Origin of the sequence: Victivallis sp. (genome assembly GCF_048170485.1) — a bacterium.
Classification (GTDB): domain Bacteria; phylum Verrucomicrobiota; class Lentisphaeria; order Victivallales; family Victivallaceae; genus Victivallis.
On the sequence record NZ_DBEXAY010000293.1, the window covers coordinates 1 to 14,415 of the forward strand.

Annotated in this window: 12 protein-coding genes; 5 read left to right on the plus strand and 7 right to left on the minus strand. The window is 62.5% G+C overall.

Going from position 1 to position 14,415, the window contains the following annotated elements; all coding sequences use genetic code 11:
• The first annotated feature begins 58 nt into the window (after window positions 1-58).
• Window positions 59-1,870, plus strand: coding sequence for a translational GTPase TypA (gene typA, locus ACMLHG_RS15160; protein WP_417171035.1), 1,812 nt, complete (start codon window positions 59-61; stop codon window positions 1,868-1,870).
• A 17-nt stretch (window positions 1,871-1,887) separates the two neighbouring features.
• Entirely contained in the window at window positions 1,888-3,153 is a 1,266-nt protein-coding gene (locus ACMLHG_RS15165) for a hypothetical protein (protein WP_417171036.1), read from the plus strand.
• Here the strand turns inward: ACMLHG_RS15165 and ACMLHG_RS15170 are convergent.
• The 4 genes from ACMLHG_RS15170 to ACMLHG_RS15185 are packed head-to-tail and all read right to left on the minus strand — an operon-like array spanning window position 3,150 to window position 6,889.
• Window positions 3,150-3,602 carry a DUF4186 domain-containing protein gene (locus ACMLHG_RS15170; protein WP_295807326.1) on the minus strand — a complete coding sequence of 151 codons (453 nt, stop codon included), beginning with the start codon at window positions 3,600-3,602 and terminating at the stop codon, window positions 3,150-3,152. The two genes, ACMLHG_RS15165 and ACMLHG_RS15170, sit on opposite strands and share 4 nt — an antisense overlap.
• Window positions 3,603-3,628: 26 nt before the next feature.
• Window positions 3,629-4,828: a bifunctional 3,4-dihydroxy-2-butanone-4-phosphate synthase/GTP cyclohydrolase II gene (locus ACMLHG_RS15175; protein ID WP_294434347.1), complete on the minus strand. Its 1,200-nt coding sequence runs from the start codon at window positions 4,826-4,828 to the stop codon at window positions 3,629-3,631.
• Between the two features lie 28 nt (window positions 4,829-4,856).
• Entirely contained in the window at window positions 4,857-5,645 is a 789-nt protein-coding gene (locus ACMLHG_RS15180) for a TIGR00282 family metallophosphoesterase (RefSeq protein ID WP_417171037.1), read from the minus strand.
• 59 nt (window positions 5,646-5,704) lie between these two features.
• Window positions 5,705-6,889 (minus strand): MFS transporter, encoded by a 1,185-nt coding sequence (locus ACMLHG_RS15185; protein WP_295807334.1) that lies wholly within the window; start codon window positions 6,887-6,889, stop codon window positions 5,705-5,707.
• 167 nt (window positions 6,890-7,056) lie between these two features.
• Between ACMLHG_RS15185 and ACMLHG_RS15190 the strand changes: the two genes are divergently transcribed.
• Complete coding sequence (locus ACMLHG_RS15190; protein WP_295807337.1) at window positions 7,057-7,596, plus strand: HD domain-containing protein; 540 nt, start codon at window positions 7,057-7,059, stop codon at window positions 7,594-7,596.
• Between the two features lie 5 nt (window positions 7,597-7,601).
• Window positions 7,602-8,474, plus strand: a complete 873-nt coding sequence (locus ACMLHG_RS15195; RefSeq protein WP_417171038.1) for a DUF4236 domain-containing protein — start codon at window positions 7,602-7,604, stop codon at window positions 8,472-8,474.
• 70 nt (window positions 8,475-8,544) lie between these two features.
• On the opposite strand, the gene ACMLHG_RS15200 is transcribed toward ACMLHG_RS15195, so the two are convergent.
• A complete protein-coding gene (locus ACMLHG_RS15200) occupies window positions 8,545-10,014 on the minus strand; it encodes a mechanosensitive ion channel (RefSeq protein WP_417171039.1) in 1,470 nt (489 codons plus the stop codon).
• Between the two features lie 120 nt (window positions 10,015-10,134).
• Window positions 10,135-12,561 carry a homocysteine S-methyltransferase family protein gene (locus ACMLHG_RS15205; protein ID WP_417171040.1) on the minus strand — a complete coding sequence of 809 codons (2,427 nt, stop codon included), beginning with the start codon at window positions 12,559-12,561 and terminating at the stop codon, window positions 10,135-10,137.
• A gap of 164 nt (window positions 12,562-12,725) precedes the next feature.
• On the opposite strand from ACMLHG_RS15205, the gene ACMLHG_RS15210 reads away from it, so the two are divergent.
• Window positions 12,726-13,718, plus strand: coding sequence for a radical SAM protein (locus tag ACMLHG_RS15210; protein ID WP_417171041.1), 993 nt, complete (start codon window positions 12,726-12,728; stop codon window positions 13,716-13,718).
• Between the two features lie 77 nt (window positions 13,719-13,795).
• On the opposite strand, the gene ACMLHG_RS15215 is transcribed toward ACMLHG_RS15210, so the two are convergent.
• The gene (locus ACMLHG_RS15215) at window positions 13,796-14,329 is read right to left on the minus strand and encodes a thioredoxin family protein (RefSeq protein WP_417171042.1); all 534 of its coding nucleotides are present in this window, start codon (window positions 14,327-14,329) and stop codon (window positions 13,796-13,798) included.
• Between the last annotated feature and the right edge of the window lie 86 nt (window positions 14,330-14,415).

Consider the following 14,415-nt stretch of genomic DNA (forward strand, 5'->3'; position numbering starts at 1 on the left):
AGATGCTATATTAATAGATCATTTTTCAAACCGTTACAGACAGGTATCCGAAACATCTATGAGCGACATCAGAAATATCGCGATCATCGCGCACGTCGACCACGGCAAAACCACGCTGGTCGACCAGATCCTGCGGCAGGCCAAGGTCTTCCGCGAAAACGAGGTGGTGCAGGAGTGCTTCCTCGACAACAACGACCTCGAACGCGAACGTGGAATCACCATCCTTTCCAAGAATATCAGCATCCGCTACAAAGGGGTGAAGATCAACGTGATCGATACCCCCGGACACAGCGATTTCGGCGGTCAGGTCGAACGGGTGCTCAAACTCGCCGACGGCGTGATCCTGCTGGTCGACGCGGCGGAGGGGCCGATGCCGCAGACCCGTTTCGTGCTCGACAAGGCGCTGGCGCTCAATCTGCGGCCGGTGGTGGTCATCAACAAGATCGACAAACCGGACGGGCGGCCGGACGAGGTGCAGAACAAGGTGTTCGACCTCTTCTGTGAGCTCAACGCCTCCGATGAACAGCTGGATTTCCCGACCCTCTACGCCAGCGGGCGGGATGGCTGGGCGGTCCGCGACCTCAACGATCCGCGCGAATCGATCTACCCGCTGCTCGATGCCATCCTGGAATATGTTCCGGCGCCGAAGCAGGTGGAGGGGCCGGTGCAGGCGCAGGTTGCCACGCTCGACTATTCGAACTTCGTCGGCCGCATCGGCATCGGCCGCGTCTACCGCGGCACCCTCGACACCCGCAAACCGCTGACCATCATCAAGCGCGACGGGCGGCAGGAACCGGCACAGGTCAAGCAGCTCTTCACCTTTGAGGGAATCGGCCGGAAAGAGACCAGCGTGGTCGAGTGCGGCGACCTCTGTGCGATTGTCGGCATCTCCGACATCGACATCTCCGACACCATCTGCGACGCGGAACACCCCGAAGCGATGCCGGCGATCGCCATCGACGAGCCGACGATTTCGATGCTCTTCCGCATCAACGACTCCCCGTTCTTCGGGCGCGAGGGAAAATATGTCGGCAGCCGCCAGCTGCGCGAACGCCTCTTCAAAGAGGTCGAGCGCGATGTGGCGCTCCGGGTGGAGGATGTCAACGGCGAGGCCTTCAAGGTCTCCGGGCGCGGTGTTCTGCACCTGGCGATTCTCATCGAGACGATGCGGCGCGAGGGATACGAGTTCGCCGTGGCCAAGCCGCAGGTCATCTGCAAGGAGATCGACGGGGTGAAAAACGAACCCATCGAACGGCTTTCGGTCGATGTTCCGTCGGAATTTGCCGGCAAGATCATTGAGATCGTCGGCATGCGCCGCGGCGAACTCATCCAGATGGAGTCGCGTGGACAGCGGCAGCTCCTGGATTTCTTCATCCCGACCCGCGGTCTCATCGGGCTGCGGAGCAAGGCGTTGACCGCGAGCCAGGGCGAGGCGATCGTCTCGCATCTCTTCGATCATTACGAACCGTTCAAGGGGCCGATCCCGTCGCGGACCAACGGAACCATGGTCAGCATGGCGCAGGGCAAGGCGATTCCGTTCGCGATCGACGGACTTCAGCAGCGCGGCGAGTTTTTCATCGAACCCGGCGTGGACTGCTATGAAGGAATGATCGTCGGCGAACACTGCAAGGAAGGGGATCTGGTCGTCAACATTCAGCGCGCCAAACAGCTGACCAACCTCCGGGCCGCTGGAAGTGATCGCAATATGAAGATTGCTCCGCCCCGGAAGATGTCGCTTGAGCAGGCGCTCGAATATATCGAGGATGACGAGCTGGTCGAAGTGACGCCGAAAAACATCCGTCTGCGCAAATTCTTCCTGACTGAACTGGAGCGGCGCCGTTCCCGCGGCAAGACCGCTTCGGATCTCTGAGCGGATCGGCTTGTTTCATGAGGCGTTTTCTGCGGTTCTGGCTGCTGCTTGCGTTGCTGGTGTATTCCGTCGGACTTTCGGCGGGCACCCGCAACGTTATTTTGATTCTCTGCAACGGCGTCAATCTTGCACAGCTGGAGCTGGCAAAACAGGCGGGGCTGAGCCGGGCGGGGCTTTCCAATACTGCCGCCATGCCGGTGGGCGGGACGCTTCTGCCGCTGACCGGACGATTCCGCGATCTGGAAATCGCCGCGTTGAATGCGCTCGCCTGCGGCTACGCCGGGGATCGCTCTCTCGGTGTGACGCCGGGCGGGGATGAAGTGGAGTCCCTGCTGGGCGAGGCGAGGCTTCAGGGGCGCCGTACCGGATTCCTCACCGACGGCGCACTCAACGACTGGCCGGGCGGGGCGTTTTTCGCCCGGGAGAATCCGCTGCCGCCGCGGGAGCGGCTCGAAGCCTGGCTCCCGCTCAGCGATATCGATTTTCTGGCCGGTGCACTTTTCCGCCCTCTGCCGACGGCGCTGGAGCCGCTGGAAACTCCGATGAACCGGCTCGGATATCAGCTGGTCCGGACACCGGAAGAGTTGCGGAATGCCGCCGCAGGCCGTCGTCTCTTCGCCATCCATGAGTTGGAACAGGATTCTTCCGTTCTTCTCTCCTATATGGATACGGCACTGCGGATTCTGCCGAATGAACGGGGCATGCTTCTGGTGGTGAACTGTGCCGCCCCCGGCGCGGCCGCGTTGGTCAACGACACCGCCGGGGTGATTCGGGAACTGTGGAGAGTGGACCGCGTGCTCGGTCGCGCGCTCGACTTCTTCAAAGCGAATCCCTCCAATACGCTGGTTGCGCTGATTTCGCTGTACGACATCGGCGATCTTCAGCTTCCCCGGCCGGTGGCCGCTGATTTCCCGGTCGGACGCAGCCGGTCGGAAATTCTGGCGCGTCTCGCCGCCGGACGGGTGAGCGGGGAAAAGGCGCTGGAACTGGCGGGGGCAGGGGATCTTTTCGCGCCTTCCTCCCGGGAGCTGACGGCGGTTCTCGCGGGGTATTCGCGGGTGGCGAACTCACCGTTGCCGCGCAGTTTCGAGCCCTGGCTGGACCGGGTGCTCTCGTTGCGCGACCGCCATTCCGGGGTGGAGTGGCTCACCCGGAGCGTCACCATTTCGCTGACGCCGGTGTTTGCGATCGGCACGGGGGCGCAGGCGTTCGCCGGAGAATACAATGCGCTGGAGCTGCACGATGCACTCCGCCGTGCTCTCGGCGTCGGGGCCCGTCCCTAGTCGGAGAAGAGATCGGGCGTGACCGGAATTTCCTCCGCGCCGTCAGCATGTTCGGCAATCCAGCGCATCACGATCGAAGTGATGAAATCGATTTCTGCTTCCGTGAGAGCTCTGCCCGCAGGGATTCTGTGCCATTTCGCCAGACAGTTGCGGCAACAGCAGCCGGTTGCGTGCTGGGCGATGAAGCAGGGATGACCCCGCATGGGGGTCTGGCGTCCGTCATTGCGGGGATGAGCGGGAGCGAGCCGTTCCTGAAGAAACTTCCGGCACTGGCCGCGAAGCACCGGAACTCCCGTTTCGGCGACGATGCGCAGCTCCTTCTGCCCCAGCCGGAAACGGGAACGGAATTTTGAGGCAGCCAGCCGGAGTTTGAGCGCTTCATACTCCTCCCCGGAAATTTCCGGGGAGGCGGGAGGCAAATCGGAATCAGCCCCGGCGTTCTTCTCCATATTCCAGCCAGTTCCGGGGGGAGGGGTCAGAGCAGGTGGCCCATCCGCTCCTTTTTGGTGCGCAGATAGAACTCGTTCTCCTTGCCGGGCTCGATGATGATCGGAACCCGTTCAGTGATCTTGAGGCCGTATCCGGAGACTCCGACCAGTTTTTTCGGATTGTTGGTCAGAAGACGGATGGATTTTACGCCGAGATCGAGCAGAATCTGCACGCCGATGCCGTATTCACGCAGGTCGGCGGGGAAGCCGAGTTTTTCATTGGCCTCGACCGTGTCGCACCCCTGATCCTGCAACTGATAGGCGTGGATCTTGTTGAAGATGCCGATGCCGCGCCCCTCCTGACGGAGGTAGACGAGGACGCCGGAGCCGTTCGCGACGATCTGGCGCATTGCGGCGTGCAGCTGTTCGCCGCAGTCGCACCGTTCGGAGCCGAAGACGTCGCCGGTAAGGCATTCGCTGTGGACGCGGACCAGAACATTCTCCTGATCTTTGACGTCGCCGTAGACCAGCGCGAGATGTTCGAAGGAATCCACTTTAGTCCGGTAGGGAATGACGCGGAACTCGCCGAACACCGTGGGCAGCCGGGCGCTGACTCCCGGGATGATCAGCCGTTCATGGTGGCGGCGGTAGGCGATGAGATCGGCGACCGAACCCCATTTGAGATGATGTTTCTTGCGGAACTCATCCAGTTGTGGCAGACGTGCCATGGTGCCGTCGTCGTTCATGATCTCACAGATGACGCCGGCGGGAACAAGTCCGGCCAGCCGGGCGAGATCGACGGCGGTTTCGGTGTGTCCGGCCCGCCGGAGAACGCCGCCCGGACGGGCGATCAGCGGAAAAAGGTGTCCCGGTGAGACGAAATCCCCGGGCGCGGTGGCCGGGTCGATCAGCGCCTGCACCGTTTTCGCCCGGTCGAAGGCGCTGATGCCGGTCGTGGTGCCGTGCCGGGCGTCGACGCTCTGCGTGAAGGCGGTGCCGAAGGGATCGGTGAGCGATGCCGGCGTGGTCAGATTGAGTTCGGCGGCACGCTCAGCAGTGATCGGCGCACAGATGAGGCCGCGCGCATGCGTGGCCATGAACGTGATCGCTTCCGGCGTGGCGTGAGCAGCGGCAACAACCAGATCACCTTCGTTTTCGCGGTGTTCGTCGTCGGTGACGATCACCATCTTGCCCTGCCGGATATCGGCGACCAGCTCTTCTACCGGATCGAACGTGAATTGACTCATATGGGAAATATCCTCAAGTGTTGGAGAGTTAAATGACAATTTCGCGGGAGATGGATTCAATGGCCGACGCCCTGCCGGTGAGGTAGTCGTAGGTGACGACCGCCGCATCGACCCGGATTGCACCGTTTTCGACGACCGGAAGCCGGTTCGGCATGCCGATGGTGAATTTTTGAAGAACAGCGGCGACGTCGCGGCCGAGGACGCTCACTGCGGCTCCCGCCATGCCGACGTCGGTCTGCACCGCGGTTCCGCCGGGCAGAACGCGGGCGTCGGCGGTCGGCACGTGGGTATGGGTGCCGAGCACGGCGGTCACCTTGCCGTCCAGGAAGTACCCCATGGCGAGCTTTTCACTGGTCGCTTCGGCATGGAAGTCGACGATGATGTTTTTGACCGAGGAGGGGATCTCCTTCAGGATCTGTTTGACCGTTTCGAAGGGGCAGTAGGCCGATTCGCGCATGAACACCTTGCCCAGCAGCGCGATGACGGCGACGTCGCCGCCGGCCGGATTGCGGAAGACACCCCAGCCGCGGCCGGGCTGGCGCTTCGAAAAGTTGGCGGGCCGGATGATCTGGGGAAACTGCCGGATGTCGGCGTCGAATCCCTTCTGATCCCAGGTGTGGTCGCCGCTGGTGAGCACGTCTGCCACGGTCAGAAGTTCACGGGCACAGCCGGCGGTGAGGCCGTTCCCCGCGGCGGAGTTCTCCGCGTTGGCGATGACGAACTGACAGTTGAATTCGCGGCGCAGTTCCGGCACAAGCTGTTTGACCGCTTCGCGGCCCCCTTTGCCGACGATGTCGCCGATAAAAAGCAATCTCATGAAAAAACCTCATAATTCGGTGATTGCATAACATAACACTCCGGAGGGGATTCTGCCAGTCAAACCATCTTTTTTTCGCGGTGTTTCCACAGCAGGCGAAGCGTGATGATCAGAACCGCCAGGAACGAGGCCGGGCTGACGAACAGCGCGGCCTGAATTCCAATCCGGTCCGCCAGAAATCCCACGCCGAGCAGCAGGATCCCGGCGACCCCCCAGGTACCGCCGACGATCAACCCCATGCGGGCTCCGAGCGACGGTCCGTTCGGGGCGGTGCGGGCGAGCACCACCAGCTGGGGAAAACCCGCGCCGACCAGCGCGCCCGCAAGAAAGAGCAGCGGCAGCGCCGAGGCGGAACCGGCGGCGCACAAATACCAGATCAGGAAGGGCAACCCCGCCGTGATCTCCCAGAGGATGCATTTGATGACGTGAAACCGCCGGATCAGAAAACTGGTGGTCAGCGCGCCGGCACCGGCACCGGCGCCGAACAGCATGGCGCTGAGACCGCCGAAGGCGAGAGAGAAGCCGTGTGCCTCGTTCAGGCAGGTCGGCAGCAACCCCTGAATCACCGTGCAGCCGGTGTTGATCAACGTGGCGACCAGAAATACCTCTTTAAAGGAGAGCACATCTCCGCCGGGCAGCCGTGGTGCATTCTTCGCCCCCGCGCCGTCCTTTGCCAGCCGGAGCCGGAGCATGCTGATGAACAGCACCAGCAGCAGTGCCGGGATAATCAGCAGAAACAATCCGGAAAAACCGGCGAATTCCACCAGTGTGCCGCCGATCAGCGGCCCGGCCGCGTAGCCGAGGAACCCCGAAAGCATGAAAATGGAAGTTGCAACCGCGGGAGAAATCGCCGTTCCGTCGATCGCGCAGACCGCGCGCAATCCCTCCGGATGCACCAGCGCCACGCCGACGCCGAGGATCAGCACCAGCGCGGTCAGCATCCACATCGCTCCGCCGCCGGAAGGGATGAGTCCGATAAAACAGATGATGCAGCCGAGCAGCAGGCCGATCTGGGGGAGCAACGGCCGGGTGGCGCTTTTGCGGAGGGTTCCCGCCCAGAGCTGGATCGTGTTGGAGCTGAAGGCGCACAAGGTCAGCAGCACAGTTCCCATGCCGATGGAGAGCGTGTATTTTTCGAGCAGAACCGGCAGAAATCCGGGCAGGGTGCCGGAAAGCATATCCACCATGAAATGCACAGCAGTGAGCACTGCCAGTTGACGAAATGCGAGAGAGTGTCGTGTCATCGGGAGTTCCTTTCCGGAAATTCAGGTCATATAATATACACCATCGGGCCGGTTTTATCAAGGCTGTTCCGGCCGGAGCTTCAATGGTTTGAAACTGCGGTTTGCAACTTTGCCGGAGCGTGTTATGTTATAGCGGAGTCCCGTAAACAAATTTGAGGAGGGTAACTATGGAATATCTGATCAGCCGCATCAACTGGAAGATGATGGAGCTTTTTGCCGCCGAGGATCCTGCGCAGATTGCGCACACCCAGAGTGTCCATGACTACACCCGGGTGCTCGCCGCCCGCTCCGGATGCGCGGAACGGCGGATCGCCCTGCTGGAGCTTGCCGCAATTCTGCACGACATCGGCTGCCCCGCGTCCCGGGCGAAGTACGGCGACAGCAAGCCGCCGCACCAGGAAGAGGAGGGGGCGCGCATCGTGGCCGAATGGTTGCGGGAGTGCCCGGAGCTGAACGACGACGAGAAGAAGTTCATCGAGGAGGCGGTCGGCAGTCACCATCAGTTCGCCGAAGCGAAACGTCTCGGTTTCGAGCCGCTGTTCGAGGCGGATCTGGCGGTCAATCTGCTGGAGGGGTACTATCCGCGGGAACGGGCGGGGGAGCTCTGTGAAAAACTGGTGACTACCGCCGCCGGGCGGGAGCTCTTCCATCTGCTTTTCGGCTGCTGCAGCGAATGTGCAGAGACCGATGCCGACAGGCAGGGGTAACGGGTATGGGCTTTCGTTTTTTCAAACGGATTCAGCTGGCGCCCGGCATTTCGATCAACCTGAGCCGTTCCGGCGTCTCTGCATCGCTGGGGCCGCGCGGGGCGAAGGTGACGCTGGGGCCGCGCGGCATCCGCAAGACGGTCGGACTGCCCGGGACCGGGATGTACTATACGACGCACTCCTCCTGGAAGTCGAAAAAGAAGACGCCGCCTCCGTCGCCGGAGGAGGCAAGTGCGGCGGAAGAAGAGAGCGCCGCGGAGGAGCCGCAGCTCGCGCTGGGATTTTTCGACCGGCTGGTCACGCCGGAAAACGAGGAGAATTTCATCGACGGACTGCGGGCCTTTCTGGAGGGGGAGCTTGAGAAGGCTCTCGACTTTTTCTCCCGCTCTCCGGAGTGCCCCGACGGTGCTTTCGTCGGCGGCATCATCGCATTGCGGCTGGAGCGCTTTGCGGAGGCCGCCGATCTGCTCTGCCGTGCGCTGGACGACGTCGACAAGTTCGGCTCTCTGTTTGACCGGTATGAGATCGAACTGGACATCGCGCTTCCGGTGACTGACGAGGTGGAATTGCACATCACGCGGCCGTCGCGCCGCGCCGCGATGCTCGCTCTGGTCGAAGCTTATCAGGCGCTCGGCGACTACGACGGCACGCTCGACCTCCTGCAGGAGCTTTACGAGGAGGATCCCGGGGATTCCATGGTCCGGGTGTCGCTGGCGGAGATTCTGCTGGAGCTCTCTGCCGGGGCCCCCAACGAAGCGGAGCTGCTCCGGCAGATTGCCGGACTGGCCGACGGTGTGGAGCCGGAAAGTTCCGCCGGGCAGGCTCTGCTCGACTATCGGAAACTCGCCGGGGAGCGGCTCCGGAAACTCGGGCGCTGATTGCGATGAAAAAAACGGCGGTCCGGTTTCGGGCCGCCGTTTTTGTGTTGATCTGGAGAGTTGTTCCGGACTATTTCCCGGAGAGCCGCTTATTCCACTCTTCGAGTTTCTTCGCCGCGAATTCGCGCCCGCCGAGCCCGAAGGCGAGAGCCGCCGCAACACAGATCGCGCCGAGGAGCAGGGCGAAGGCGGTGCGGACGATGTCGCTGCCGATCTCCATGTTGCTCAACGCAATCGCACCGGTGAAGACGAGCACCGCAATCCGGACGGTCAGCGCCAGCGCTTCGGAGTGTTCGCCGCGGCTGCGGATCGCACCTGCGGCCAGATTGGCCAGGTAGATGCCGATCAGCAGGACAACGATTCCGACCAGAATGTTTCCGCCGAAGTGGAGGAAGTCGCGCAGCAGATTGGCGAGCTCCTGGAAGCGGAGCAGTTCGCAGGCGGCGATGACCGCCATGAACATCACCGCGATCAGCGAAAGTTTGCCGACCACGACCGAGGGTTTGGCCCGTTCCGTTTTCGCTTCGCCGCAGACGTGCGCCATCAGTTTGTCGAACCCGAAGCCCTCCAGCAGCTGGGCGATGATGCCGGAGGCGAGGCTCCCGGCGATGAAGGCCGCGAAGATCAGCACCGCCGCACCGAAGATGTTGCCCGCCGCGGTAAGGATCATGTTGAAGAAGTCGGCGACTGAGTTCGACAGCGTTTCAATCCGGAGCGCGGTCAGCGACGAGATGAGTACCGGCAGGGCGACCAGCACGTAGGCGACCAGACCGACCAGCGAGGAGAGCTTCTGTTCGCCGAACACTTTTCCGCAGCCGATCTTCTCGCCCACTTCATCGAGCCGGACTGCGAAGAGGAGCCCGGAGACGGCACGGCGGACGATTTTCGCCGCCCACAACCCGACCACCAGAACCGCGGCGGCCAGCAGCAGATTGGGCAGGAAGTCGAGCACCTTGGCGAACATCTGCTCCAGCGGCTCCGTGATGCCGCGGATCTCCAGCGCCCGCAATATGGCGGGGATGAAGAAGAAGAACACCAGCCAGTAGACGGTTGAACCGATGGTCGCCGAGACCGGTTTCCCGCTTTCCGCGAACTTTTCGTCGATCTTGCAGGCCTTCATCGCGCTCAATGCCGCAAAGCGGAGCACGGAGGCGACAATCCAGGCCACGAAGATCAGCAGTGCCGCTCCAATCAGATTGGCCGCATAGCCGATGATGGAATCGGCGAAGTTGCGAATCGGTTCGGCGGTTTCGGAAAGGTTCAGCGCACTCAGACAGCCGAGTACGGTGAACAGGAGAATGAGCCAGAAAATGATGCGGGTGATGACCGTCTCCACCCGCACGGCGGAGCTGTGCGCCCCTTCCGGCAGACAGTTGGAGAGTTTTTTGCCCACCCCCCAGTTGCGCAGAATGATTCCGGCCCGGTTGGAGATCACCACCGCCAGCAGCCAGCCGATCAGCAGGATCAGGAGTGCCCAGATCAGATGGAGAACGTTGCTCTCCACGATCATTTTCCAGATGTTGTTCAGAAATTCTTCCATAGTTTCCCCCTCTTTTGTTTTTTTCTGCAACGTTGCGCCAATCGCGGCGTTGCAATTCTAATGTATCGTTGCTTTGGAAAAGTTCAAGCAGAGATGCGGAGGGTCGTTGCGATTTTTTTTTTACCGCTTCTCTCCCGCCTGCAGCAACTCCGTTGCCCGGCGCACCGTGGCCATCGCGTCGGCGGCGTAAATTGCTCCGATCGAATCGGCGAACGCTTCGTCGACTGCCGCACCGCCGACGATCACCGGCGCCGTCACGCCGCGGGAACGGGCGAGATCCACCACCACCTTCATCTGCGGCATGGTGGTGGTCATCAGGGCGGAAAGTCCGATGAAGGCGGCATCGTGTTCAATTGCCGCGTCGACGATGGTTTCCGCCGGAACGTCCTTGCCGAGGTCGATTACCTGAAAATGGTGGTTTTTGAGCAGAAGTGCGACGATGTTCTTGCCGATGTCGTGAATGTCACCCTTGACGGTGGCCAGCAGAAAGACCGGTCCGGCCGCATCCGCTCCGCCACTGCGGAGCAGGGGTTCGAGCTGTTCCATCGCCAGCTGCATTGCCGCGGCGCTCTGCATCAGTTGCGGAAGAAAATACTCCTTGCGTTCGAAGCGGTTCCCCACTTCCGTGATCGCCGGAATCAGGATCCCGTCAACCAGTTCCCCGGGCGCTTTCCCGGCGGCGATGAGCGTGTCGAGGATGGCGGGAACCGCCTCCTTTTTCCCGCGCAGGACCGCGTCGCGCAGAAGTTCTTCCGGAGACTGTGCCGCCGGTGCGGGAGCCGGCGTTGTCTGACGCGGCGTTTCGCTGGAAGCCGCAACGGCGTGGTGCGCAAGATAGCGGTCAAGCTGCGGGTCCCGGCCGGAGAGGGCGTCGGAGGCGATTCCCGCGTCGACGATTCCCGGCGCCGAGGGATTGGCGATGGCGCAGTTGAGTCCGCGGCCGATGGCCATGCCGAGAAAGGTGAGATTGACCGTCGCCCGGGCCGGAAGGCCGAAGCTCACGTTGGAGAGGCCGCAGACGGTGTTGAGTTTCAGCTGTCTGCTGCAGTGTTCGATAAAGTCGAGTGAAACCGCCGCCGCCTGCCGGTCGGCGGAGATGGTCATGATGAGGGCGTCGGCCGCACAGTCGGCCGGCGTGTAGCCGTAACGGGCCGCTTCCGCGAGGATGCGGTCGAGCACCTCGATCCGTTCGGCGGCGCTCTCCGGAATTCCGTCGTCGGTCAGCGGCAGCAGAATCAGCATGGCGCCGTATTTCGCCGCGATCGGCAGCACCTTGTTGAGCCGCTCCTCCTCCGCGGAGATGGAGTTGAGCAGCGCCCGCCCGGGGTAGAGCCGGAGTGCGGCTTCGACCGTTTCCGGCCGGGTGGAGTCGATACAGAGCGGCGTCGAGCCGATCCGGACCAGTTCCGCAACGCCGGCACGCATCATCGCGGTTTCGTCGATGCCGGAAAGGCCGAAGTTGACGTCGAGCAGAGCGGCCCCCTGGGCGGACTGCTCCCGGGCGAATTCGCGCACCAGTTCAAATTTGCCGGCCCGCAGCTCCGCCTGAAGCGCCTTTTTCCCGGTCGGATTGATTCGTTCGCCGATGATGGCGAACGGTTCTTCCAGAGCCAGACGGCGGAAACTCGACGGCGAAGCGACCACCCCGCGCTTTTCCTGCCGGACCGACAGCGGGCGGCGCGAGGAAATTTCGTTGTGAAGCGCGGCAAGATGGGCCGGCGAAGTGCCGCAGCAGCCGCCCAGCAGATTGGCGCCGGCGTCGATCAGGGCGATGGAAGCTTTCGCAAACGCGTCCGGCGCGAGGTCGAAGACGGTTGTCCCATCGACCAGATGGGGCATTCCGGCATTGGGTTTGGCGACCAGCGGAATGGCCGCGTACGGCTTGAGTTCCCGGATCACTTCGGCCATCTCCGTCGGGCCGGTCGAACAGTTGCAGCCGAACGCGTCCGCGCCGAGTGCCTGCAAGGTGACCAGCGCCGAAACCGGATGCACCCCGGTCAGCGTCCGGCCGCCGGGTTCGAAGGTGAGGGTGACGATTGCCGGAAGGTCGCTCAGCTCGCGCACGGCGATCAGGGCGGCGCGCGCCTCCTGCAGATCCATCATCGTTTCGATGGCAAAGCCGTCGACGCCGCCGTCGATCAGGCCGCGCACCTGCTCCTTGTACAGTTCGACCGTTTTCTCGAAGGAGAGGGGGCCGAAAGGTTCGACCAGCTGGCCGGTGGGCGCAATGTCGCCGAAGACCAGTTTGCCGGGAACGGCGCGCCGGGAGATTTCCGCGAGCTGCCGGTTGATTTCGCCGGTCTGCTGTTCCAGATGGAACTCCGCGAGTTTGAGCGGGTTCCCGCCGAACGTCGGCGCGTACACCAGGTCGGAACCGGAAGCGGCGTAGGCCTGCTGGACCGCGGCGAGCGCTTCGGGGTGTTCCAGCACCCACGCTTCCGGACAGACGCCGGCAGGCATGCCGCGTTTGACCAGTTCGGTGCCGGTGGCACCGTCCAGCTGGATCAGTCGTTGTTCGATCAGGGCGTGAAAGCGGGTTCTGGTCATGGCGGATTCCCCTTGTTTTTCTCTCTTGTCATCCTTATAAAATAACGCCGCGCGGCGGGAAAATCAATGCGCGGCGGCGTGGAATGTTGAAATCCCCTCTCTGCGGCGCTATATTGGATGAAATGACACTGCGGCCCTGCGCCGAAGACAGGAAAGATTCGATCATGGAACCGACACTTTTTACCGCGCACTTTCAGTTGACGGGGCGCTGCAATCTCGCCTGCCGCTTCTGCGGGCAGACGAAGGGAATGCTCGCGGCGGAAGAGCGCGAACTTCCGGTGGAAACCTGGCGGAATGTCGCCGACGCTCTGGAGAAATCCGCCCGGGCCGCCGGGGTGCCCCCCGAAGTGATGCTCTGGGGCGGAGAACCGCTTCTGTACCGTGGCTTTGCGGAACTTGCCGAACGGCTCTCCCGGCGGGGATTCCGGGTTGGAATGGTGACCAACGGAACCTTGATCGACCGCTTTGCACCGGTTCTGCGGGAGTTTCTGGACGTGATCCACGTCTCGGTGGATGGAATGGAGGAGGCGCACGACCGGGTGCGCGGTCGGGGCGTGTTCGCCCGGATGCGCCGCAATCTGGAACTGTTGCGCGGCAGGCGCGGAAAGCTGATCTTTCTGACGACCGTCTCCGACGCGAACGTCGCCGGACTTGCGGAACTGCCCTTTCAACTTGCCGAACTGGGGCCGGACCGGATCATCCTTCAACAGCTGATGTACTTGTCGCAGGCGGAGATTCGGGCCTACCGCGACTTCAGCCGGCGAACGTTCGGCTGCGATTACCCGGAGCTGGAGGCCTGGCATCGGGAAGAGGATGCCGGGTATCTCGCCCGGCTGAAGGAGGAGCTTGCCAAAATCCGGAAGACGGACTATCCGGTACCGGTGGAGTTCACCGGGCACGTCTATCCGCAGTTGAACGACGAGGCGCCGCCCTGCGAGGCCCCGTTCTGCCGGGTGCACATCCGCCACGACGGGGCGGTCGGCTTCTGCACGGACTACTTCGGTTTTTCCGCCGGAAACATTACGGAACGGCCGCTGGAGGAGATCTTCCGGGGAGAGCGGGCGGAACTCTTCCGCGCCGCGGTGCGGGAGAATGCTCTGCCGACCTGCCGCCATTGTCCGTGGCGGCTGCAGCACGGTTTCCGGATGCTGCCGTAGATGCCAAAAAGTCCGCCCGGCGGGAGGTCCGGGCGGACTGGGGAAATGCCGACGCGTGGGAGCGCCGACAGGAGATTTCAAAGCCCCGCGTTCTTCAGGAGTTCCTGAAGGTGGGCGATGTAGGCCTTTGCCCCGCCGGGACGGTACCCGGTGGTCGCAAACGCCCTGCCGTCCGGCCGGAGCAGCACGACGGTCGGAAATCCTTCCACCCGGAACTGTTCCGCGAGAGCGGCATTCTGCATCTTCAGCTCACGGCTCTGGGGGGCGCGGCGCGGAAAATCCGCCTGAAACATCACGAAATGTTCCGCCGCCCATTTGGCGAACTCCGGCTGATGGAACACCTCCTTGTCCAGTTTGATGCACCAGCCGCACCAGTCGGAACCGCTGAACGATACCAGCAACGGTTTCTTCTCCTTGGCGGCGAGGGCCTGAGCGGCCTTGAAATCGGTCATCCAGAGCGTTTTTTCCACATTGTCCGCCGCTTTTTGGGCCGGCGCGGCTGCCGGAGCTGCCGCTTCTGCCGGGGGGGCGGCGAGAAGTGCCATGAGGCCGGCCGCTCCGAGCGCAGCACGCCGTCCGCCGAGATGGAACCAGGTTTGTTTCTTCATCATTACTCCTCCTCCTTTTGATCGCTTTCGCGAACTTTTTATTTTCGTTTTGCCAATATAAAAGGAAAATGAAAAATTTCAAGGGGTAA

Bases quoted from the DNA above. Each gene is read 5' to 3' on its own strand.
- typA (WP_417171035.1), top strand. From the start codon at position 59: ATGAGCGACATCAGAAATATCGCGATCATCGCGCACGTCGACCACGGC.
- ACMLHG_RS15165 (WP_417171036.1), top strand. From the start codon at position 1,888: ATGAGGCGTTTTCTGCGGTTCTGGCTGCTGCTTGCGTTGCTGGTGTAT.
- ACMLHG_RS15170 (WP_295807326.1), bottom strand. From the start codon at position 3,602: ATGGAGAAGAACGCCGGGGCTGATTCCGATTTGCCTCCCGCCTCCCCG.
- ACMLHG_RS15175 (WP_294434347.1), bottom strand. From the start codon at position 4,828: ATGAGTCAATTCACGTTCGATCCGGTAGAAGAGCTGGTCGCCGATATC.
- ACMLHG_RS15180 (WP_417171037.1), bottom strand. From the start codon at position 5,645: ATGAGATTGCTTTTTATCGGCGACATCGTCGGCAAAGGGGGCCGCGAA.
- ACMLHG_RS15185 (WP_295807334.1), bottom strand. From the start codon at position 6,889: ATGACACGACACTCTCTCGCATTTCGTCAACTGGCAGTGCTCACTGCT.
- ACMLHG_RS15190 (WP_295807337.1), top strand. From the start codon at position 7,057: ATGGAATATCTGATCAGCCGCATCAACTGGAAGATGATGGAGCTTTTT.
- ACMLHG_RS15195 (WP_417171038.1), top strand. From the start codon at position 7,602: ATGGGCTTTCGTTTTTTCAAACGGATTCAGCTGGCGCCCGGCATTTCG.
- ACMLHG_RS15200 (WP_417171039.1), bottom strand. From the start codon at position 10,014: ATGGAAGAATTTCTGAACAACATCTGGAAAATGATCGTGGAGAGCAAC.
- ACMLHG_RS15205 (WP_417171040.1), bottom strand. From the start codon at position 12,561: ATGACCAGAACCCGCTTTCACGCCCTGATCGAACAACGACTGATCCAG.
- ACMLHG_RS15210 (WP_417171041.1), top strand. From the start codon at position 12,726: ATGGAACCGACACTTTTTACCGCGCACTTTCAGTTGACGGGGCGCTGC.
- ACMLHG_RS15215 (WP_417171042.1), bottom strand. From the start codon at position 14,329: ATGATGAAGAAACAAACCTGGTTCCATCTCGGCGGACGGCGTGCTGCG.